The organism is Bacillus sp. MRMR6, assembly GCF_001940785.1.
Taxonomy (GTDB): Bacteria; Bacillota; Bacilli; order Bacillales; family Cytobacillaceae; genus Neobacillus.
On sequence record NZ_MSLS01000004.1, the window covers coordinates 232,017 to 253,048 of the forward strand.

Consider the following 21,032-nt stretch of genomic DNA (forward strand, 5'->3'; position numbering starts at 1 on the left):
TAAATATAATAGTATTTTCATAGCCTAATATTAATATATATAAATTAAAAGGGGGGATTAAGGATGAATACAATATTAGTAATTGTCAATATTGCAATATTATTATTACTTATGTTTGGATTATTCTTGATGCAAAAGAAGCATGTTTCGTTCTCAAAACGTGTTTTTGCTGGTTTAGGTTTAGGTATTATTTTTGGTTATCTTATTCATTTAATTTACGGTACTGCATCTGTGGTAACAACAGAATCAATTGGTTGGTTTAACATTGTTGGTACTGGTTATGTAAAATTACTACAAATGGTGGTTATGCCGCTCGTATTCATTTCCATTGTGGGAGCTTTTACGAAATTAAAGCTTACAAAGAATATTGGCAAAATCAGTTTCCTTGTTATTGGTATTCTCTTAGGAACAACTGCAATCTCAGCAGCGATTGGGATTGGTACTACTTTAGGATTCGGCCTTGATGGAATTGAGTTAACAGAAGGCGAGGCTGAAGCAGCCCGTAATGCAGCATTAGAGGAAAGAGCTGCTGGTCTTCAAACCATGACAGCACCACAGCAAATTCTTGAACTTTTCCCTGCAAATCCATTCTTAGATTTGACAGGTGCTCGTGCAACTTCAACGATTGCTGTTGTAATATTTGCAGCCTTGATCGGTATTGCTTATCTTGGAGTGAAGCGAAAAGAACCTGAACACGCAGAGTTATTCGCCAAGATTGTGGATTCTTTATATGCAGTCATCATGCGAATCGTTACATTGATTCTGCGTTTAACACCATATGGAATTCTCGCTATTATTACAAAGGTAGCAGCAACTAGTAACTATGATGCGATTGTCAGCCTAGGAAAGTTTGTCATTGCATCTTATGTCGCGCTTATTCTTATGTTTATTGTTCATTTGCTATTATTATCATTTGCAAAGCTAAACCCAATTTTCTATCTAAAAAAGGCATTGCCAACTTTAACCTTTGCTTTTACTTCACGTACAAGTGCAGGAACATTGCCAATGACAATTAAAACACAAACGAAAGATTTAGGTGTTTCTGAAGGAATTGCCAACTTTGCTGGTTCCTTTGGGTTATCGATCGGTCAAAATGGCTGTGCTGGTGTATACCCAGCGATGTTAGCCGTAATGGTTGCTCCGGCAGCGGGGATTGACCCGTTAAGTCCAGGGTTCATCATTTCATTGATTCTTGTAGTTGCAATCAGCTCCTTTGGTGTTGCAGGTGTAGGCGGCGGTGCAACGTTCGCTGCGTTAATCGTTCTATCGATTATGAACCTTCCAATTGCCATTGTAGGTCTATTGATCTCCGTAGAACCATTAATTGACATGGGCCGCACAGCACTAAACGTCAGCGGAGCCATGACATCAGGCGTCCTAACAAGCAAAGCAACAGGCGAATTCGAAGAAAAAACCTACCAACAGCCAAACGTAGTCGAAGCGTAGGCTTGGTTGACATAATAAAAGGTGACAGGCACCGCTCGTGGACACTTTCCACCTGAGGCGTACACTCATCCTTATGCTGGACTGCTCATGATGGGCGGTCCAGTTTTTTTAGCTAATAGGAAAGTATAAGAGAAACCTCGGCATTCGCCTTATTGACTTGGCGAATGCAAAGTTTTTCTAATCTGATTCAAGAGGAGATTTTTCTGGTTTTTAAATATCAGCAGTTTGTAATCTAAAACATAGAGGGAGAGGGAATCTTATTTAGGGACTTCCTCTTTTTAAAAAAGTTTCCGCGATTCCTTTTTAACTTTGTGAAAGTTCTTTATAATAGGTTTGGGGTGAATGTATGGCACGTGAGCGGAAGTTTACTACAGAGGAGTTATTTCAAACGGTAAAAAAAATCCTGCTGCAGCATAATTATGAAGGTTTTACCTTTAGTTTGCTGGCAGAGCAGATGGAAGTTTCAAGAGGTGCAATATATAAATATTACGAGAACAAAGATGTGTTAATTACGGATTTTATGATCTATGAGATGGAACAGTTTCTCCTAGAGTTAAAGGCGATTGAAAAACACAGTGATTTCGAGGCTCAATTCGGTGCTTTAATGGATATTATTTTTGAGAAAACAGAAATACATCATTTGATAAGAGCCGCACAGCAAATGCTTCTACAGTCGAATGAAAAAGAGATGGAAAGAAAGGACAAGCTTGAAAAACTGCCGCTGGAAATGTATAAGCATTTGGAAAAATTTATTACGCTAGGCAAGAAACAGGGAAAAGTTAAATCACATATTCCTGATGGGCTTATGCTAGGATTTATCCTTCAATCGATTGCCATCCCAAACCATTTTGGGATTCCTCATGAGGAGTGGCTTACGTCGATGAAGGAAATGATTAGTCAGGGAATGTTCATAAGTAAGTAATTGACACAAACGTCACTTTGAAAGATAATAAAATTGACATTGTGTCTTTTATTTTTCACAAAGGTGACAGTTGTGTCACCTTTGAAGGGAGAGTTAACTTCGGCCAAAGTAGATTGATTTGCGTAGGAGATTATCAGAAGGTGAACCAACTTCGGCCAAAGTAAGTTACTTTACGTAGGAGAATGTCCAACGTAGTAGCCCCCAAAAAAAAGGGAGGGAAATGATAAGGTGGATTCATTCTTGAGAAGGATAACCGATCGAGTTACCTCGAAAAGAGGAATGTGGGTAACGCTTGGAATTTGGCTAGTAGTAACAATTTTGCTGGCAACTTTGGCACCAAGTGCAAAGGAATATGAGTCTTCAAGTATTGACTCCATCCCTGCCGATGCACAATCGATGATTGCCCAGGATAAGGTTGACCAGTATTTTAAAGGCAACGATGGAATTCCTGCGATCCTAGTCTTTCAATCTAAGGAAAAAGGTAAAGAAGTTCAATTATCACAGTTCGTTCCATTTTTTGAAGAGATTGATCAGGTGGAAGGAATCAAAGAAATGGTTCCACTTACAAGTCTGCCGCCACAGGTAGCTGCTGGCTTTTTTTCCGAGGATACAAGTACAGTTATTCTGCCGTTAACCTTTGAATCAACACTAGAAACAAAGGAAATGAGAACACATCAGGAGAAAATCAGTGAAATAGTTGAAAACTCGACTGAACTTACACTAAATATTACTGGGCCTGCAGGGATAGCGGTAGACTCTCTTAATCTCTTTTCCCGTGCAGATATAGTCCTTTTGCTATCAACTGTAGGTTTAATCCTTGTGCTGTTAATTGTTATTTACCGTTCGCCCTTACTGGCGCTGATTCCACTTTTAGCAGCCGGCTTTGTGTATGAGGTGGTAAATCAAGTCCTCGGGCTTATGGGTGGAGCAGGTCTGTTGTTAAACAATCAAACCTTATCCATCATGTCAATTCTATTATTTGCAGCAGTTATAGATTATTCGTTGTTTGTTTTTTCACGTTTCCGTGAAGAGTTAAAGCAGTATGAGAATAAGTTTGAAGCTATGAAACAGGCAATGAGAGAGACCGGGGTGCCAGTTTTTTTCTCTGGAGGAACAGTATTGGCGGCTATGTTAGTTCTGTTTTTTGCTGAATTTGGGGACTATCGAAACTTTGCACCAATTTTTGCAACCGCGATGTTCATTATCATGATCGCTTCGATTACACTCGTCCCAGCTTTATTTACGCTTTTTGGAAGAAAGTCATTCTGGCCTAAAATTCCAAGGGTAGGGGAACCAACAGTTAAGTCCAGCTCACTATGGAGTAAGGTTGGTCAATTTGTTGTAAAAAAACCAGTCGTTTCTGCCGCGGCCATAGGGTTAATTCTTCTTGTTTCTGCCCTAAATATGCTCAACCTAAATTATGAGTTTGATACGATGAAGTCGTTTCCGAAAGATATGCCTTCTCGACAAGGCTATGAAATATTAGAAGCGAAATTTGAAGCGGGTGACCTTGCGCCAACCACTGTCTTATTTGAGGCTGAAGATGTCATCACTCCTGAAGTGCAAGCAGATTTAGTAGAAGCACTCGCAGCGCTGCCTTTAGTCAATAATGTCCGCCCAACTGGTACGACAGAGGATCATAAAGTTATCCAGTACAGCCTTACGTTTGAGAAAAATCCATATGATGCTGAAACAATGGATACTCTGGAAGAGATGAGAGAGAACGCAGATCAATTTTTAGCAGATCAGCAGCTGGAAGGAAAGCTGCATTTTGCTGGAGAAACTGCAAAAAGAGTAGACGACAGAGCGATTAACAATCGTGATTTAGTTGTGATCGTATTACTTGAGTCAATTCTAATCTTGGGGATGCTAATGGTGATGACCAGATCAATTAAAATGCCGATTTACATGATGGGAACGATTTTAATCTCGTTCCTGGCCGCAGTCGGTCTAGGTATGTTCTTAAGTAGTTTGTTTTTCGATATTGATACCATTAGTAATCGTGTTCCGCTCTATTCGTTTGTTTTCCTAGTAGCCCTTGGAATTGATTACAATATCATACTAATTTCTAGATTCATAGAGGAAAGAAAGAAGCACTCTGTGAAGAAAGCCGTTGAGATCGCTGTCTCGAATACAGGGGGTGTCATTTCTTCAGCGGGAATTATCCTCGCAGCGACCTTCGCGGTATTAATGACGCAACCTATCCAGTTACTCTTTGTTTTTGGATTTATTGTTGCAGTGGGGATTCTATTAGATACATTTCTTATTCGAGGAGTTTTACTGCCAGCCTTAATTGTCTTGTTTGAAAAGGAAAAACCTACAGCTGGAAAGTCAGTTTCCAATAACTAAACGAATGAGTATAAGCGAAGCATCATCTGGAGATGCTTCGTTTTCTATTGTTCGGAAGTGGGTAATTCTGCTAAATAAAATAAATTATTACATAGATTTCGGTGTATCTCTAGTTTATGATAAAAGAGTATAAGGTGAATTCAACAGAGAATGGGTGAGTCACATGGTGTTTTTAGACTATATAGTCAATCTCTCAATTTTTTCGCTTTTGGTTAGTACGCCGTTAGTCATCCGGTCATTTATCAATCATAGAATCCCAAGGGATGTACCCTTTTGGGTCAGTATCTATGGAGGAATAGTTTCTGTTATTCTAACTAATCTATCCGTTCAAGAACAGGGATATTCCTATGACATAAGGTATGCTCCTGTTATTTTAGTGTTTGCCTATTTTGGCCCAGGGCCAGGTGTGCTAACAGGTTCCTTTGCCTTAATGGCAAGGCTGGCTTCAAGTGGGAATTGGGCTCCAGCGATTATTGGTTGGACGATGGTTATGGTCGGACTTACGATCTTTCATTATTACATAAAAAGACATTCTCCTGCCCAAAAGGCATTGGCTCTATTTGGAGTATATTCAATAATCTATTTAATCACTATATTCACATTTAATATATTTAGAAATAATCCTGTTTTTCACATAGAATACCTGTTATTTGTCATGCTTGGTGTTATTATAGGTGCACTATTGATCGAGTCATATGTGAAGTTATATCGCTTAAACAATAGATTGTCAGATATGTATAAAATAGTAGAAGCCAGTGAGACAAAATATCGCTTAATTGCAGAGAATACTTCCGATTTGATTATGGTCATGAATAAAGATCATGCCATAAATTATTATTCTCCGTCACATGAACTTGTATTAGGGTACAACTGTTCAGAGTTAGAAAAGTTTAAGCTGTGCGAATTTTTACATCCCGATGATGTGCCCGAGTTTAAAAACTCAATTACGAAGATGTTTGAGGATAAAGAACCGCAGTCATTGGAGTTTCGCCTTTACCATAGGGATGGTTACTGGATTGAATTTGAGTCGAGATGTGTTCCTGTTAAGGGTGATGAACAGCTTTCAGCACATATTGTCATCATTAGCCGGGATATTTCTGAGCGGAAAAAAGCAGAGGAAATTCTCCTGCAATCGGAAAAGCTCTCGATTGTAGGAGAATTAGCAGCGGGGGTAGCTCATGAAATCCGTAATCCGCTAACGACTATTAAAGGGTTTATTCAGCTTTATAAAAAGGACGAAAGTACAGCAGAATATAATGACTTACTGCTGAGTGAACTTGAACGAATAGAGACTATTACTAGTGAGCTATTGTCGCTCGGCAAACCTCAGGCAGTTCAACTAAACTATGCCAATTTGCCGGAATTAATCGAAAACACATTGGAGCTGCTCGCTCCACAGGCAATGATGAATGATATCCAGTTCAAACTATTTATTGAGGATGATGATATCGAGCTTATTTGTGAAAAAAATCAGCTTAAACAGGTTTTCCTTAATATCTTAAAAAATGCGATTGAAGCAATGCAAGAAGGCGGCGATATCGAGATTCGCTTAGAAAAGGGACCTGATGGAAACTGTGTTATATCCGTTCGAGACCAGGGCTGTGGAATCCCAGAAGAACTCCTGCCAAGATTAGGAGAACCATTCTACACACTAAAAGAAAAAGGCACAGGACTCGGCCTGATGATCTGTAACAAAATCATCAAACAACACCAAGGCACCATCACCTACCAAAGCAAACTAAAACAAGGAACACTCGTCCAAATCACCCTGCCACATACAATATAGAAATCGGCGCCCTTCATCAAAAGGGTGCTTTTTTGGTGCTTTTTTTGGTGCCTGTCACCGCTCGTGTACATTTTCGTCGTTTTGTCTTTCTGTGGTGACAGGCACCACAGAAAGACAAATCACTTGATTTGTACGCCTGGGGTGGACAGTGGTGTTTGACAGATGTGTTTTGGTTTTGGTTATATTAGGGGGGTGATGATTAATTTGTAAAGGTGTGATGGTGCTGATGGTGGATGTTTTGACGACGATTGTGATAGATTGCCCTCTTGAGGAGGTAGCTGCTTATGCATCTAACCCTGATCATGCTCCTGAATGGTATTCCAATATTGACACTGCTGAGTGGAGGACACCGAAACCTTTGACTTTAGGTTCGGAAGTCGCCTTTAAAGCGAATTTCCTCGGAAGACAGCTTGCCTATGTCTACCGAATAGTTGAGTATATCCCGAATGAGAAGCTTGTGATGAGTACAGCAGATGGGCCTTTCCCAATGGAGACAACTTACACTTGGGATAAGAAGAGTGAGCAATCAACGCTTATGACCTTACGAAATAGGGGAAACCCCTCCGGCTTCTCGAAGTTTCTTGCGCCGTTTATGGTACCTGCAATGAAACGTGCAAATAAAAAAGACTTAAAAAAAATTAAGCGAATCCTCGAAAGCCGTTGATGCTGCTTAATCTACAAAGCTCCTTATGGTTAGGAAAGTTTCCTAAGCCATAGGGAGCTTTTATTTTTCCCTCATTTTCGATTCTATTTTGTTCGAATTCTCCGTTGTTTAACCATTCCACAATAGTTGGCATGTTTCTTGCATATTAAAAAGGTGTGAGTGAACCTCACTTTATACTTTCAGGAGGTGCTGATAATGAATAAACTGATTTCAATCGAGGAAGTTTCATCGCTCTTTAAGGATGGAATGACCATAATGGCAGGTGGATTTATGGGTGTTGGTACACCACAAGACCTTGTATCCGCCTTACTCGAAGCTGATATAAAAGATATTACACTGATCGCAAATGACACCGCTTTTGCTGATTCGGGAGTAGGTCCCTTAATTGTAAATCGCCGTGTTAAAAAGGTAATTGCTTCACATATAGGTACAAATCCAGAAACGGGCAGGCAAATGATCGCTGGTGAGATGGAGGTTGAACTGGTTCCACAAGGTACGCTGGCAGAGCGGGTGCGCGCTGGAGGGTCTGGACTTGGAGGGGTTCTTACGCCTACAGGGGTTGGAACGGTTGTAGAAGAAGGAAAACAGAAGCTAACTGTAGACGGACGTGAATATTTACTAGAAAAACCGCTTAGAGCAGAAGTTGCGCTATTAAAAGCTTATAAAGCGGATAAGGCAGGGAATTTAGTCTATCACCGCTCGGCACGAAACTTCAATCCTTTTATGGCTTTAGCAGCAGATCTTGTCATTGTTCAGGTAGAAAAATTCGTCGAAATAGGGGAAATTGATCCGGACGAAGTAATGACTCCTGGTATATTAGTAGACAAAATTTATGTTCAAGGAGGAAGCGCTAATGGTACTTACACAAATTAGTCCAAAACAAATGATTGCCGCACGCGTTGCGAAGGAAATGAGAGACGGAGATGTAGTAAACCTAGGGATTGGGCTGCCGACCATGGTGCCAAATTTCTTACCAGACCATGTAAGTGTCATCCTTCAATCGGAAAATGGTTATGTTGGTTTAGGTCCTTTAGAGGGAGAGATTGACCCTGACTTAGTAAATGCAGGGGGCCAGCCAGCAGGTATCCTGCCTGGAGGAGCGTTCTTTGATAGCCTGTTCTCCTTTGAATTAATTCGCGGCGGTCACGTTGACGTAACGGTTCTAGGAGGGTTAGAGGTTGATGCTAAAGGGAATCTTGCCAACTGGATGGTTCCAGGGAAAATGGTTCCTGGTATGGGTGGTGCGATGGACCTCGTAACGGGTGCTAAAAAGGTCATCGTTGCGATGGAACATACTGCTAAAAATGGTTCATCAAAAGTTTTAGAAAACTGCCGGTTACCGCTTACAGGTAAAGGCGTGGTTGATTTGATAGTGACCGAACTAGCCGTTTTTCGGGTAACAGTAGAAGGCTTAGTACTTGAAGAGCTTCAAGAAGGTGTTGATTTAGAGACGGTTCGTGAAAGAACAGAGGCTTCCTATAACATAAACCCCAATCTTTTATAAAAATATAGATTCATAGAAACAGGAGGAAGAATTGATGCGTGATGTTGTAATTGTTAGTGCTGTAAGGACAGCGATAGGGAATTTCATGGGTACATTAAGTAACATCCCAGCAACGGAATTAGGTGCAATTGTCATCAAGGAGGCGATAAACCGCGCCGGTATTAAGGGAGAACAAGTCGATGAGGTCATAATGGGAAACGTTCTCCAGGCTGGTCTTGGACAGGGGCCAGCACGTCAAGCGGCGATAAAAGCTGGATTGCCAAATGAAGTCACTTCAATGGCCATTAACAAGCTTTGTGGCTCAGGATTAAAGGCCGTACATCTTGGGGCACAGGCAATCCAAACCGGTGAAGCAGAAATTGTCGTTGCAGGCGGCATGGAAAATATGAGTCAAACACCCTATCTATTAACGAACGGACGTTCAGGTTATCGAATGGGCGATGGAAGGATTATTGACAGCATGATTCACGATGGTTTGCAATGTGCATTAAATTCTTACCATATGGGTGTCACTGCCGAAAATATAGCTGAGCAGTATGGGTTGAGCAGAGAAGAACAGGACGAGTTTGCCGCCTGGAGCCAGCAAAAGGCGGAACATGCAATAAAGGAAAGTAAGTTTAAGGAAGAAATCGTTCCTGTTGTCATCCCACAGCGAAAGGGTGACCCGAATATCTTTGATACAGATGAGTTCCCGCGTTCAGGGGTAACGGCGGATACACTGGCGAAACTAAAACCAGCCTTTAAGAAGGATGGGACTGTTACAGCCGGAAACGCTTCTGGAATTAATGATGGTGCGGCAGCATTAGTATTAATGAGTAAAGAAAAAGCGGTTGAACTGGGCATTATCCCACTGGCTATTATTCGTGCAAATGGTACTGCAGGGGTTGATCCGAAGATAATGGGTATTGGACCTGTTCCAGCCACCAAGAAAGCCTTAGAAAAAGCTGGACTTTCGATGGATGATATAGACATTGTGGAAGCTAACGAAGCTTTTGCTGCTCAGTCTCTGGCAGTGGGTCGTGACCTTCAGATTCCTAAAGAAAAACTGAATATAAATGGGGGAGCAGTAGCATTAGGGCACCCAATTGGTGCTAGCGGTGCGCGGGTGCTTGTTACTTTACTCCATGAAATGAAACGCCAAGGCTCTCGCTATGGATTGGCAGCACTTTGTATTGGCGGAGGGCAAGGGATAGCAACGATCGTTGAGATGGAAAACTAGAAGCTGACTATTCCGTAAAAACGGAAAATTCCACTTTTGCGGAATGGTATTCGGACGAAATTCCGTAAAAACGGAATAAGCATATTTAATAGCGTAAATTTGGTAATAACATTATAAAAATTTTTTCAACTTTAAACTATGAAGATCTATTAAGATAAAATAGGTTGATAAAAGAATAATAGATTACATTCCTTGTTGGCACAGTAATTGCATTATAAGAAATGTAGGCTTCTTATGTAAACGCTTACTGAGGGTGCGTGGGGAGATAGCTTACACATTAGATAGATATAGGGGGATTTATATGGATTTATTGGTTATACTTCTGGCGCTCGGACTGTTAATGCTGGCCGCCTACCGTGGTTTTTCAGTTATCTTATTTGCACCGCTTTGTGCCATCTTAGCTGTGCTGCTAATCGAACCGATCCATGTGTTACCGTTCTTCTCTGGCGTGTTTATGGAAAAAATGGTTGGCTTTATTAAATCCTATTTTCCAGTGTTCCTATTAGGAGCAATATTTGGGAAGGTAGTTGAAATGTCAGGAATTGCTGAATCAATCGCAAAGACAATTGTAAATATGCTTGGTGCAAAACGAGCCATGCTGACAATCGTTTTACTTGGGGCAATCTTAACATATAGCGGAGTAAGCTTGTTCGTAGCTGTTTTCGCCATCTATCCATTTGCTGCTCAGATGTTTAGAGAAGCCAATATTCCTAAAAGGCTTATTCCAGGAACCATTGCACTTGGGGCATTTACTTTCACGATGGATGCTTTACCGGGAACACCCCAAATTCAAAACGTTATACCCATTGCTTTCTTTAAAACAGACATTTATGCAGCCCCAATCCTTGGGATCATTGGTGCTATCTTTGTCTTAACTCTTGGATTATTGTATTTAGAAATGAGACGGAAAAAAGCAGAAAAAATGGGTGAAGGCTATTATGGTTTCGGAGCTGAAAATGCCGCTGCCCTAGCAAAAGAAATGGTTGTAGAAAAGGAAGAGTCCACTCCTGACTTAGCAGCAAAACAATCTGTTTTAAGGCAGGTATTGGCTTTTGTCCCGTTAATTCTTGTAGGAGTAACTAATAAGCTGTTTATTACTTACATACCGCAATGGTATCCAAATGGATTCGATTTTTCTGCGATCGGGCTATCATATACGGTTGATGTACCTGCTGTTGCAGCGATCTGGGCGATCGAAATGGCGTTAACAGTTGGGATTATTTCTTCACTTGCGTACGATTGGAAAAGAGTTACACATAAATTTAAAGAAGGTCTTAACCAAAGTATTGGCGGTTCCTTGCTTGCAACGATGAATACGGGGGCTGAGTACGGATTTGGCGGGGTAATTGCTGCCCTTCCTGGCTTTGCAAAAATCAGTGATGGTATTGGAGGCACATTCACAAACCCGCTTGTCAATGGTGCTGTTACCACTAGTACACTTGCAGGTATTACCGGCTCGGCATCCGGCGGAATGGGTATTGCGCTAGGGGCAATGGCTGATAAATACAACCAGGCGATTGCTGCTGCCAATATCCCACCCGAAGTGATGCACCGAGTAGTAGCCATGGCATCAGGAGGAATGGATACACTTCCGCATAATGGTGCTGTTATTACCTTGCTAGCAGTTACAGGCTTAACACACAAACAATCTTATCGTGACATATTTGCAATTACCATTATTAAAACAGTAGCGGTTTTCTTCGTTATTGCCATTTACACGTACTTGGGTCTTGTATAAAGGTGACGAAAAGCTGCATAGATTTGTAGAGTTTGAACAAGATATTTTAGGAGGTTTTATCATGTTAAACGGAAGAGTAGCGTTTATTACAGGGTCTGCAAGTGGAATCGGTTTAGAAATTGCCAAAACTTTTGCACAAGAAGGAGCAAAGGTTGTGATCTCTGATCTAAATCAGGAAAAGAGTGAATTAGTAGCAGCTGAATTAAGGAACCTAGGGCATGAAGCGCTCTCCGCTCCATGTGACGTTACAGATGAGGTTGCCTTTAAAAACGCTCTTGAATTAGCATATACAACATTTGGAAGAATTGATATTTTAGTAAATAATGCGGGACTTCAATATGTTTCGCCTATTGAGGAATTCCCAACCGAGAGATTTGAGTTTTTAGTCAAAGTAATGTTAACTGCCCCCTTTATTGGAATTAAACATGTTTTCCCAATCATGAAAGAACAGGGCTTCGGCCGCATCATTAATATGGCCTCTATTAATGGTGTGATTGGCTTTGCAGGAAAGGCTGCTTACAATAGTGCAAAGCATGGAGTGATTGGTTTAACAAAAGTAGCGGCTTTAGAAGGAGCTGCACATGGAATTACCGTAAATGCTTTATGTCCAGGTTATGTTGATACACCACTAGTTAGGAACCAATTAAAGGATTTAGCAGAAACTAGGAATGTTAATCTAGAGCGTGTGCTTGACGATGTATTGCTTTCGCTTGTACCGCAAAAAAGACTATTAGCGGTATCTGAGATTGCTGATTACGCAGCCTTCTTAGCAAGTGAAAAGGCAAAAGGAGTGACAGGACAGGCTGTAATTCTAGACGGTGGTTATACAGTACAATAGAAACGAAAAAGAATCCTAATCGGTCATTCCGAATGGGGTTCTTTTTTGTCGGATCTGTTCGAAAAAATAAAAGTATATTTGCTATAATGACAATAGAAAATAGAGCAGAGGTGAGTGATGGTGAACTTAGGAATTGATGAGATTCCCTATAATTGGCTCGAAGAAATTATTAACCTATCTGCTGAACGAATTGTGGTAGTTGACCGAGATGGTGTGATTACCTATATCAATGAAGCATATTGTGAATTTTTGGGGACTACTATGGAAAAAGCAGTACGCCGTCCTGTTCAAGATGTCATCGAAAACACCCGAATGCATATCGTGATTAAAACAGGACAGGCAGAAATTGCAGCTGTTCAACACATCAATGGCAGCGAGATGATTGCAAATCGATTCCCTCTGATTGTCAAGGGCGAATTGGTAGGGGCTGTCGGGACTGTTATGTTTCGTAACCCTGAAGAACTTCATGTTTATAAAAGTAAAATCCAGCATATTGTTGATGAATTAAAATATTATAAAACGAAAGTTGAAAGAGAATTAAAAAGTAAATATTCCTTTGATACCCTTATAGGTAGGAGCAGTTCCTTCCTAACGGTAAAAGGGCTGGCGGAAAGAATTTCAGGTAGTCAGTCGAATGTATTATTACTAGGAGAATCCGGAACAGGGAAGGAGTTATTTGCACATGCTATCCATACCAACAGTCCACGTGCATTATTTCCCTTTATTGCAATTAACTGTGCTTCAATTCCAGAGCATTTGCTGGAATCAGAACTATTTGGCTATGAGGATGGTGCTTTTACTGGGGCTAAAAAAGGGGGGAAAAAGGGGCAATTTCAACTAGCGAATCGCGGATCTATTTTTCTTGACGAAATTGGAGATATGCCGCTGGCAATGCAAAGTAAGTTGCTAAGGGTATTGCAGGAAAAAGAAATTCAAGCTATCGGCGGGCATAAGTCAATTCCTGTTGATGTACGGATTATTGCTGCCACCCACCGTGATTTAGAAAAGATGGTAGAAGAGGGAAAGTTTCGCCAGGATTTATATTATCGGTTAAATGTTATAAAGATTGAGATACCCCCTCTTAGAAATAGAATTGACGATATCGAGTTACTATCTAAAAAGTTATTAGAAAAATTAGAGGGCAGATTTTACCGTAAAGCCATCTCCATTTCTCCTGAAGTGATTGAAAGGCTTCAGTTCCATACGTGGCCAGGGAATATTCGTGAGCTCGAGAACGTGTTAGAGCGTGCGATTAATGTGTTAGATGGAAATAGGATTGAATTGTCCCACTTGCCATTATACTTGCGTGACAATGGGACAGAAGATCCTGCAAAATCTGCAATCGAAACTAGGTCATCAAAACAAGGGGAAGTGCGGATTCAGCCCTTAAAAGAAACGCTTACCAAAGTTGAAAAAGAAGCCATCCAGCATGCTCTTAACAAGGTCGGAGGGAACAAGCAGGAAGCAGCAAAACTCTTAGAAATCGGTAAAACTAGTTTTTACGAAAAATGTAAATTATATGATATTAAATAAACACTTCCAGAAGGGAGTGTTTTCGTTTTTGTTAGGCTTTGTTCTCTTAGTTTAGATGAAACATATTTTAAAAATGAAACATACTAATAAAAAGGAGGGGATTAAGAAGAATGAAAAAAGGACTAATTGCTGTTGGGATTGCCGTAGGAGTGCTCGTGCTTTTCGGTATGATGCTTATGTCTAGCTATAATAATTTTGTCACCTTGGAAGAAAATGTGGACCAATCCTATGCGCAAATCGAAAATCAACTGCAGAGAAGACTGGATCTTATACCAAACCTTGTTAATACGGTAAAAGGCTATGCTGCTCATGAGCAGGAAGTAATTGCATCCATCTCTGATGCTCGTGCCAGATTGGCAGGGGCGAGAACTCCAGAGGAAGAAGCAACTGCCAATGCAGAGTTGTCAGGTGCACTAAGCCGGTTATTAGTGGTAGTTGAAAATTATCCGGACCTTAAAGCGGATCGCCAATTCACTCAATTAATGGACGAATTAGCCGGAACCGAAAATAGAATATCTGTCGCTAGACAGGATTACAATGACCAAGTAGGCACTTATAATAAGTCAATTAAAAGATTTCCTGGCGCGATTATTGCAGGAATTACAGGCTTTGATGCAAAAGAGTATTTTAATGCCGATCCACGTGCAGCTGAAGCTCCAGAGGTTAATTTCGGAGGCAATGACTAATGCCAGCCATTAGGATTTCCATTTTTGTTTTGTTGCTTTTCATTTTTACAGGAACTATTTTTGCTGAGGAAATCCGGGTTCCTGCACCAGTTGGAGACATTTACATCCAAGACTTTGCCAATATTTTGACCGAACCCGAAAGAGCAGAGTTAAGACAAATTGGCAGAACTCTTGAGGACCAGACAACTGCACAAGTGGCCGTGCTAACGGTAGAAACCATTGGTGAACAAACCATCGAGCAATTTGCAAATCAAGCTTTTCGCCAATACGGAATTGGCGGTGAAGCAGAAAACAATGGAGTGCTCCTTGTCGTATCCACAAATGATCGTTATATAAAGATTGAAGTTGGTTATGGTTTAGAAGGCAGGATACCTGATGGTAAAGCGGGCCGAATACTAGACGAATATGCCATTCCCTATCTACAATCTGAACAGCCTAATCAAGCGATCATAGAAACCTACAAAGCACTAGTAAATGAGGTTCTTGCTGAATACAGTTTAGAAGGATTACAATCAGGCGAAGCAGTACCTCAGCCTCCTGTAAATGAAGGAATAGGAATTCCATCATGGTTACTGATTATCATCGTTGTCGTTGTACTATTTCTAGACTTCAAGTTCTTTGGAGGTACACTTACCTACCTCCTTCTTTCCATGTTGTCCCGCGGTCGAGGTGGAGGAGGAGGCGGTCCGAGAGGCGGTGGAGGAGGTTCTTCAGGCGGCGGGGGAGCGAGTCGTGGCTGGTAAAAGAACTTTACTTTAAAAAACAGCCTTAATCCTATATAACAGGATTGGGGCTTTTTGGAGTTCTCTTTATGTACTCCATTCTAATTAACAGTTAAAATAAGATTAAAAAAGGCTGTGATGGTTATGTGTTTGGTTCTGTTTGCCTATCATGTTCATCCTGAATACAAACTAATGGTTGCTGCAAATCGGGATGAATTTTATCAGCGGCCAACCGCTTCTGCTCACTATTGGGAGGAGAGTCCTGAAATTCTTGCGGGGCGAGATTTAGAAAAAATGGGCACATGGATGGGAGTGACGAGAACCGGCCGTTTTGCCGCTCTGACCAATTATAGAGACCCAAATGAATTGACTGACGGAAAACGTTCACGTGGAGAAGTAGTCGCAAATGCCCTAACATATAAGGGCGAAATAAAGGAATATATGAAAAGACTAGAAAAGAATCCTTTACTGTATCCTGGTTATAATTTACTAGCAGGAGATATGGATTCCCTTTATTACTATTCAAATGTTGGCCATGAATTGCAGAAGGTTGAGCCGGGGATACATGGTGTCAGCAATCATCTGTTAAATACAGAGTGGCCGAAGGTGCAGATTGGTAAGGAAGGCATGTCCGCTATTCTAAAAGAGAGCCAATATGATCTAACAGAAAAGCTGTTTACTCTATTACAAAACGCCGACCCGGCTCCTGATGAAAGTCTTCCAAAAACGGGGGTTTCGTTAGATTTGGAGAGAATGCTTTCCCCACTTTTTATCAAAAGTGAGGGCTATGGAACAAGGAGTTCGACGGTTCTACTCATGTCGGATCGCGAGTTTCAATACATAGAACGTGTCATTACAAACGATAGCGTAACTGAACAGAAGTTTACGATTCCTATTTAAAAAGAAATGTCCTTCATTAAAGTGAAGGACATTTCTTTTTAAATATAGTCGAAGGAGACGAATCAAACGTTTGATTAGTCACCTTTAGTGTCGCTGGCTGCCTTTTCGCCGTCTGCTCTTTTCACGCCTTTACTAACATAGGGCTTTGCACTTTTCGCTTTGTTGGCGCTTTTCTGCCACCTGTTCCAGCCTTTCTTACCTGTTCCCTGTCCGGTTCCACCTTTTCCCTTGGCTTTACTCATCGTACCACTCCATTATCATTATACAAACCTTATTATTCGTAGTTAAGTCTACCACACAATTAGGTTTTGTCATCCCGCAGCCTTAATGCAGTCCGTTATCGAAAAAACCTAATGCGTATTTGATTGCTTCTTCCACTTCGGTTGTTTCATACCCTTCCATATCTTCATTAGAAATTTCTAACTTTGTACCTGATAAGGAGTAGCCGCTATCGAGATTAATATCAAGCATGACATCAAATCCATTTGTTGTGTTTGAAATCTTAATAATGTCATAATCACGGATAGCGGTACCAGTTTCGTATTCAATAGGCTCTAACTCTGACATAAAACGACCTCCAATGTATTTATTTTCTTTTATTAAAATCGGAAATGTTTGATTTACCCTCTGTAATGACGCGGTCGATATCGAGATAGGGTTTACCGCGGACTGCATCATTTGAAACGATATGAACGGAATCTTTTTTACTGTTGTTCATAAGTATTTTTTAACCTCCGATTCTTCAAACTGTCATAGGTAGTTTGTACAATTTTTAGAGATGAATTCATATGTTTTTGATGTAGAAAGAGGAATCTTGCTATATTTTGATTTTTTCATGATATTGGTGATTTTTTGCTGATATTTTAAAAAAGCTAACTTCAAAAGATCAAATCAACCGTTTGAGGTTAGCACCTTTTTGCCCTATGAAGACGTCACTTGTCCGCCGTTTACATGAAGGGTTTGCCCCGTCATGAAACGTGAATCATCGGAAGCGAGATAGACATAAGCAGGGGCGAGTTCAAACGGCTGACCTTGCCGCTTCATCGGGTTGCCTGCAAGCGGGACTTGGTCAGCGGAAAAGCTTGATGGAATTAGTGGAGTCCAAACCCGTCCCGGTGCTACGGCATTTACCCGAATCCCTTTATCAACTAAATTATTGGCCAAGGCACGTGTGAAACCAACATTGGCTGCTTTTGTTGCAGTATAGTCAATCAATTGATCATTCCCATCATAGGCAACAACAGATGCTGTATTAATAATTGAACTTCCAGCTTTTAAGTATTTAAGGGCGGCACGGGTTGTATAGAAATGAGAGTAAATATTTACTTTAAAGGTATCATCAAATTGTTCGTCGGTAATATCCAGCAGGCTTAGTTGCTGAAACTGAATTCCTACATGATTACAAAGAATATCAAGCTTTCCAAAAGTTTGAACGGTTTTTTCAACAATATCAATACATTGTTGTTTTTTTCGTAAGTCCCCAGGCAAAAGTAGACAACGTTGTCCCAGTTCTTCTATCCGTGACTTCGTTCGTTCGGCATCCTCGTGCTCATCTAAATAGGAAATCGCAACGTCAGCGCCTTCCTTGGAAAAAGCAATCGCAGCCGCTGCTCCGATACCACTGTCACCGCCAGTAATTAAAGCAACTTTCCCTGCCAGTTTTCCACTGCCTTTGTAGTTTGGATTTTCTATGATTGGCCTTGGCACCATTAATTTTTCAACACCAGGCTGGCGGAGCTGTCGCTGCTCTGGCACGGTAAGCGGAATATCTTCATACCGGGTTATTTTTCCATAATGGGGATAAAGGGGATAATCTTGATTTTTATCATCTTGTGGCATCGTGACCCTCCTAAAAACCATTTTGGGATTACTTTATGTTATATGGGCAGGAATCGTGCTTATCCGCTAAAAAACCTCTTATCGGTACGGGCTCGAAACGGCAGCTGCAGGAATAAAGTGAAGGATATACAAAGAGCTCTAGGGAGGTTATTTCGTGCAGTATTATCAATTCAGCCGTGAAGTACAGCTGTTGTTAGTTGATCAATCAGATGAAGAAGTGGAGTTACAATATAATTTTAATAAAACTCCTTTGAAAATGCCCCTTATTGGACCAAGGCCCCCATACTACTGCAATCCAAGATACGAACAGTACTATCCGGTTATATAGTTTTATAGTAGGAAGGTAATCCCTTCCTTTTTTGTTTTATCCCGTATTAACGGGCACGGCTGGAAGTTTCACTTATCCTGCATTAACGGGCAGTAAGACCCTCCACCTTAGGGTTATGAGTGAAAACAAGGAATCCTAGGTGGAGGATAACTGCCCGTAAAAGCTCGGGTAAGTTCAACTAACCATCAGGGGGGTGGAAAAAAATCCCCCTCTGCTGGAAGTTTCACTTTATAATAATGATAAAAAAGATATCAGGGGATGAAGAGTAATGAAGCCGAAGATTTACATCACAAGGAAGCTGCCAGATGAAATTGTGGCGATGTTAGAGGAATATTGCCGGGTCACTATGTGGCAGGAAGAGGGTCAACCTGTCCCATACGAAATTCTCGAACGAGAAATTGAATCGGTGGATGCACTATTCTGTTTATTAACAGACAGAATAGATGCCAAGTTAATCGATAAGGCAAAAATACTTAAAGTAATTAGCACAATGGCAGTAGGGTATAACCATATTGATATACAGGCAGCAACAGATCAAAAGATTATCGTTACCAATACACCGGGGGTCCTTACAGAAACGACAGCTGACTTAACCTTTGCGCTTTTGATGGCAGCGTCAAGAAGGCTGGTAGAAGCTTCTGATTTTCTTAGAAAAGGACAATGGAAAACGTGGTCACCGATGCAATTATCGGGGCAGGATATCTTTGGTGCTACCCTTGGCATCATCGGGTTTGGTAATATTGGACAAGCTGTTGCGAGAAGGGCAAATGGTTTTAACATGAATGTTATCTATTATAATCGGAGCCGAAAGGAAGAGGCGGAAAAAGAGCTAGGGGCCACATATAAAGATCTGGAAACTTTGCTAACAGAATCTGACTTTGTTTGTTTACTAACACCCTTTACAAAAGAGACAAAACATTTAATTGATAGGAATGAAATAGCACTAATGAAGAAGACGGCCATATTAATTAATACCTCACGTGGAGAAGTCGTCAATGAAGAGGCTTTATTTGATGCCTTAAAAAATGAACAGATTTGGGCCGCAGGCTTGGATGTTTTTCAACAAGAACCGGTGCCTCTTCAACACCCGTTGTTAACACTCCCTAACGTCGTCACATTACCGCATATAGGAAGTGCTAGTGTGAAAACGAGGCTGGCGATGGCTAGACTAGCAGCCCAACAGCTAATTGAGGGACTTCAAGGGGCGATGCCAGAAAATACAGTTAACCCAATGGCTTACAAAAAAGAGAGCGATCATTAACTACCGGGTTGAGTTTCCAATCGCAAAACCCCAATATGTAATCGAAAATAATTATTCAAATGTAGGTGATTTCCATCAACTTCAACTTTACTCAGCCAATTTTGTGTAGATTACGAAAAATAAATTGAAACAGAAACAAGCAATCCACATGGATTGCTTGTTTCTATCATTATTTAATGGATCCAAGATGTTCCTCTAAACGATCCCATGTTTCATTTATTCCCTGTTCCATACCCATATCTAAGACCGTTTTGAGTGCTTCTTGAGAAGCGTATACGGCGCGATTAATAAGCTTTGTCTTTCCGTCATTTTCTTCAAAAGATAAAGTGATGTAAGTTGAAGGCATCCCGTCAGCTTCATTTCCATCAGCATCGGAAAAATAATCAATATAAGCTATCTTTTCATCTTGAATGATTTCTTTATAAAGCCCTTTTCCCCAAGATTCGAATCCAAAAAAATCTCCTAGGTTCTCATCAACACACTTCATACAATAATGCCAGATGCCATCTATTCTAAAGTCAACGTTACATACAGTAAGAATCCAACCACGAGGTCCCCACCACTGTTTAAGATGTTCTGGATGCGAGAATGCACTAAATACTAGCTCCTTAGGTGCATCAAACACACGCTCAAGAACAAGTACGTTACCCTCTACCTTTGAAATCGTTTTTGTTGTCATATAAATTCCTCCATAATTAAATTTTAAAGTAATTTCTGTGGATTCCTCTAGATGAAAAAACGGCTCATTGTATTTTTATTCTACTGTTGATAAACTAGCTGACTCTCCTCGATTCCGCCTTTCCTTTAACTTACTTCAAATAAAGGTAAAAGCTATTTGGATTCCTTGTCGTCAGATTCCACTTCCTTTCCCTGCAATTTTTGGAGATAGTTTTCGAGTCTGTCATTCCTCTCATCCCAGATGTTGCGATAAGACTCAATCCAGGTGTTAAGTTCTTGGAACGTTTCTGGTCGAAGTTTGTAAATTCTACGGTTAGTAACTGCCTCCACCTCTACGGTACCAGCTTCGCTTAGAACTTTGAGATGTTTCGAAGCTTGAGGTTGATTGAAACCTAGTCGTTCAGTAATTTCCCCCACAGAGAGAGGCCCCTCACGCAAGAGTTCAACAATGAGCAGCCGTTTAGGTTCGGCTAAAACACTAATTGTTTTCATATTCATAATATACCCTATAAGGAATATTCCCGTCGATGCATATTGGTGCGATGTTTACTTTTATTTCCAAAAGACCTTTCTTTTTGAAAAAATAACCTACTTCTCTAATGAAGTAGGTTAGATCAAT

General features: G+C 40.7%; 22 protein-coding genes. 16 read left to right on the top strand and 6 right to left on the bottom strand.

What is annotated here, in order from left to right:
- Positions 1-63: 63 nt before the first annotated feature.
- The 14 genes from BTR25_RS06845 (at position 64) to BTR25_RS06910 (ending at position 16,307) form a co-directional block, all read left to right on the top strand.
- Positions 64-1,446 carry an L-cystine transporter gene (locus tag BTR25_RS06845; RefSeq protein WP_075687315.1) on the top strand — a complete coding sequence of 461 codons (1,383 nt, stop codon included), beginning with the start codon at positions 64-66 and terminating at the stop codon, positions 1,444-1,446.
- 346 nt (positions 1,447-1,792) lie between these two features.
- Positions 1,793-2,368: a TetR/AcrR family transcriptional regulator gene (locus BTR25_RS06850; protein ID WP_075687316.1), complete on the top strand. Its 576-nt coding sequence runs from the start codon at positions 1,793-1,795 to the stop codon at positions 2,366-2,368.
- 228 nt (positions 2,369-2,596) lie between these two features.
- Positions 2,597-4,717, top strand: a complete 2,121-nt coding sequence (locus tag BTR25_RS06855) for an MMPL family transporter (RefSeq protein ID WP_075687317.1) — start codon at positions 2,597-2,599, stop codon at positions 4,715-4,717.
- Positions 4,718-4,880: 163 nt separating this feature from the next.
- Positions 4,881-6,503, top strand: coding sequence for an ATP-binding protein (locus tag BTR25_RS06860; RefSeq protein WP_075687318.1), 1,623 nt, complete (start codon positions 4,881-4,883; stop codon positions 6,501-6,503).
- Positions 6,504-6,729: 226 nt separating this feature from the next.
- Positions 6,730-7,167, top strand: coding sequence for an SRPBCC family protein (locus BTR25_RS06865; RefSeq protein WP_075687364.1), 438 nt, complete (start codon positions 6,730-6,732; stop codon positions 7,165-7,167).
- A gap of 195 nt (positions 7,168-7,362) precedes the next feature.
- Entirely contained in the window at positions 7,363-8,040 is a 678-nt protein-coding gene (atoD, locus tag BTR25_RS06870) for an acetate CoA-transferase subunit alpha (protein WP_075687319.1), read from the top strand.
- On the top strand, positions 8,021-8,671 hold the full coding sequence (locus BTR25_RS06875; RefSeq protein WP_075687320.1) for a 3-oxoacid CoA-transferase subunit B: 651 nt from the start codon (positions 8,021-8,023) through the stop codon (positions 8,669-8,671). Before atoD ends, BTR25_RS06875 begins: the two co-directional genes overlap by 20 nt.
- A gap of 34 nt (positions 8,672-8,705) precedes the next feature.
- Positions 8,706-9,890, top strand: coding sequence for an acetyl-CoA C-acetyltransferase (locus tag BTR25_RS06880; protein ID WP_075687321.1), 1,185 nt, complete (start codon positions 8,706-8,708; stop codon positions 9,888-9,890).
- A gap of 301 nt (positions 9,891-10,191) precedes the next feature.
- Positions 10,192-11,628 carry a GntP family permease gene (locus tag BTR25_RS06885; protein ID WP_075687322.1) on the top strand — a complete coding sequence of 479 codons (1,437 nt, stop codon included), beginning with the start codon at positions 10,192-10,194 and terminating at the stop codon, positions 11,626-11,628.
- Positions 11,629-11,689: 61 nt separating this feature from the next.
- On the top strand, positions 11,690-12,466 hold the full coding sequence (locus BTR25_RS06890; RefSeq protein ID WP_075687323.1) for a 3-hydroxybutyrate dehydrogenase: 777 nt from the start codon (positions 11,690-11,692) through the stop codon (positions 12,464-12,466).
- A 117-nt stretch (positions 12,467-12,583) separates the two neighbouring features.
- Positions 12,584-13,999: a sigma-54 interaction domain-containing protein gene (locus tag BTR25_RS06895; protein ID WP_075687324.1), complete on the top strand. Its 1,416-nt coding sequence runs from the start codon at positions 12,584-12,586 to the stop codon at positions 13,997-13,999.
- 110 nt (positions 14,000-14,109) lie between these two features.
- The gene (locus BTR25_RS06900; RefSeq protein ID WP_075687325.1) at positions 14,110-14,685 is read left to right on the top strand and encodes a LemA family protein; all 576 of its coding nucleotides are present in this window, start codon (positions 14,110-14,112) and stop codon (positions 14,683-14,685) included.
- Positions 14,685-15,428 carry a TPM domain-containing protein gene (locus BTR25_RS06905; RefSeq protein WP_075687326.1) on the top strand — a complete coding sequence of 248 codons (744 nt, stop codon included), beginning with the start codon at positions 14,685-14,687 and terminating at the stop codon, positions 15,426-15,428. Before BTR25_RS06900 ends, BTR25_RS06905 begins: the two co-directional genes overlap by 1 nt.
- Positions 15,429-15,551: 123 nt before the next feature.
- Positions 15,552-16,307 (top strand): NRDE family protein, encoded by a 756-nt coding sequence (locus tag BTR25_RS06910; RefSeq protein ID WP_075687327.1) that lies wholly within the window; start codon positions 15,552-15,554, stop codon positions 16,305-16,307.
- Between the two features lie 74 nt (positions 16,308-16,381).
- Here the strand turns inward: BTR25_RS06910 and BTR25_RS06915 are convergent, their stop codons facing one another.
- The 4 genes from BTR25_RS06915 to BTR25_RS06925 all read right to left on the bottom strand — a co-directional run bounded on the left by BTR25_RS06915 (position 16,382) and on the right by BTR25_RS06925 (position 18,146).
- On the bottom strand, positions 16,382-16,549 hold the full coding sequence (locus BTR25_RS06915) for a DUF3934 family protein (RefSeq protein WP_075687328.1): 168 nt from the start codon (positions 16,547-16,549) through the stop codon (positions 16,382-16,384).
- Between the two features lie 82 nt (positions 16,550-16,631).
- Positions 16,632-16,874: a hypothetical protein gene (locus tag BTR25_RS06920; protein ID WP_075687329.1), complete on the bottom strand. Its 243-nt coding sequence runs from the start codon at positions 16,872-16,874 to the stop codon at positions 16,632-16,634.
- Positions 16,875-16,893: 19 nt separating this feature from the next.
- The gene (locus BTR25_RS28390) at positions 16,894-17,025 is read right to left on the bottom strand and encodes a hypothetical protein (protein WP_303046816.1); all 132 of its coding nucleotides are present in this window, start codon (positions 17,023-17,025) and stop codon (positions 16,894-16,896) included.
- Between the two features lie 203 nt (positions 17,026-17,228).
- On the bottom strand, positions 17,229-18,146 hold the full coding sequence (locus tag BTR25_RS06925) for an SDR family oxidoreductase (RefSeq protein WP_075687330.1): 918 nt from the start codon (positions 18,144-18,146) through the stop codon (positions 17,229-17,231).
- 154 nt (positions 18,147-18,300) lie between these two features.
- Here BTR25_RS06925 and BTR25_RS27430 point away from each other — a divergent pair, with 154 nt between their 5' ends.
- Positions 18,301-18,474: a hypothetical protein gene (locus BTR25_RS27430; RefSeq protein WP_175596709.1), complete on the top strand. Its 174-nt coding sequence runs from the start codon at positions 18,301-18,303 to the stop codon at positions 18,472-18,474.
- Positions 18,475-18,742: 268 nt separating this feature from the next.
- A complete protein-coding gene (locus tag BTR25_RS06930; RefSeq protein WP_075687331.1) occupies positions 18,743-19,735 on the top strand; it encodes a 2-hydroxyacid dehydrogenase in 993 nt (330 codons plus the stop codon).
- Positions 19,736-19,904: 169 nt separating this feature from the next.
- Here the strand turns inward: BTR25_RS06930 and BTR25_RS06935 are convergent, their stop codons facing one another.
- Complete coding sequence (locus tag BTR25_RS06935; protein WP_075687332.1) at positions 19,905-20,414, bottom strand: SRPBCC domain-containing protein; 510 nt, start codon at positions 20,412-20,414, stop codon at positions 19,905-19,907.
- Positions 20,415-20,566: 152 nt separating this feature from the next.
- A complete protein-coding gene (locus tag BTR25_RS06940) occupies positions 20,567-20,911 on the bottom strand; it encodes an ArsR/SmtB family transcription factor (protein ID WP_075687333.1) in 345 nt (114 codons plus the stop codon).
- Positions 20,912-21,032: the final 121 nt, after the last annotated feature.

Excerpts from the sequence above, each read along its gene's own strand:
- BTR25_RS06845 (WP_075687315.1), top strand. The coding sequence starts at position 64 with ATGAATACAATATTAGTAATTGTCAATATTGCAATATTATTATTACTT.
- BTR25_RS06850 (WP_075687316.1), top strand. The coding sequence starts at position 1,793 with ATGGCACGTGAGCGGAAGTTTACTACAGAGGAGTTATTTCAAACGGTA.
- BTR25_RS06860 (WP_075687318.1), top strand. The coding sequence starts at position 4,881 with ATGGTGTTTTTAGACTATATAGTCAATCTCTCAATTTTTTCGCTTTTG.
- BTR25_RS06865 (WP_075687364.1), top strand. The coding sequence starts at position 6,730 with ATGGTGGATGTTTTGACGACGATTGTGATAGATTGCCCTCTTGAGGAG.
- atoD (WP_075687319.1), top strand. The coding sequence starts at position 7,363 with ATGAATAAACTGATTTCAATCGAGGAAGTTTCATCGCTCTTTAAGGAT.
- BTR25_RS06875 (WP_075687320.1), top strand. The coding sequence starts at position 8,021 with ATGGTACTTACACAAATTAGTCCAAAACAAATGATTGCCGCACGCGTT.
- BTR25_RS06880 (WP_075687321.1), top strand. The coding sequence starts at position 8,706 with ATGCGTGATGTTGTAATTGTTAGTGCTGTAAGGACAGCGATAGGGAAT.
- BTR25_RS06885 (WP_075687322.1), top strand. The coding sequence starts at position 10,192 with ATGGATTTATTGGTTATACTTCTGGCGCTCGGACTGTTAATGCTGGCC.
- BTR25_RS06890 (WP_075687323.1), top strand. The coding sequence starts at position 11,690 with ATGTTAAACGGAAGAGTAGCGTTTATTACAGGGTCTGCAAGTGGAATC.
- BTR25_RS06895 (WP_075687324.1), top strand. The coding sequence starts at position 12,584 with ATGGTGAACTTAGGAATTGATGAGATTCCCTATAATTGGCTCGAAGAA.
- BTR25_RS06900 (WP_075687325.1), top strand. The coding sequence starts at position 14,110 with ATGAAAAAAGGACTAATTGCTGTTGGGATTGCCGTAGGAGTGCTCGTG.
- BTR25_RS06905 (WP_075687326.1), top strand. The coding sequence starts at position 14,685 with ATGCCAGCCATTAGGATTTCCATTTTTGTTTTGTTGCTTTTCATTTTT.
- BTR25_RS06910 (WP_075687327.1), top strand. The coding sequence starts at position 15,552 with ATGTGTTTGGTTCTGTTTGCCTATCATGTTCATCCTGAATACAAACTA.
- BTR25_RS06915 (WP_075687328.1), bottom strand. The coding sequence starts at position 16,549 with ATGAGTAAAGCCAAGGGAAAAGGTGGAACCGGACAGGGAACAGGTAAG.
- BTR25_RS06920 (WP_075687329.1), bottom strand. The coding sequence starts at position 16,874 with ATGTCAGAGTTAGAGCCTATTGAATACGAAACTGGTACCGCTATCCGT.
- BTR25_RS28390 (WP_303046816.1), bottom strand. The coding sequence starts at position 17,025 with ATGAACAACAGTAAAAAAGATTCCGTTCATATCGTTTCAAATGATGCA.
- BTR25_RS06925 (WP_075687330.1), bottom strand. The coding sequence starts at position 18,146 with ATGCCACAAGATGATAAAAATCAAGATTATCCCCTTTATCCCCATTAT.
- BTR25_RS06930 (WP_075687331.1), top strand. The coding sequence starts at position 18,743 with ATGAAGCCGAAGATTTACATCACAAGGAAGCTGCCAGATGAAATTGTG.
- BTR25_RS06935 (WP_075687332.1), bottom strand. The coding sequence starts at position 20,414 with ATGACAACAAAAACGATTTCAAAGGTAGAGGGTAACGTACTTGTTCTT.
- BTR25_RS06940 (WP_075687333.1), bottom strand. The coding sequence starts at position 20,911 with ATGAATATGAAAACAATTAGTGTTTTAGCCGAACCTAAACGGCTGCTC.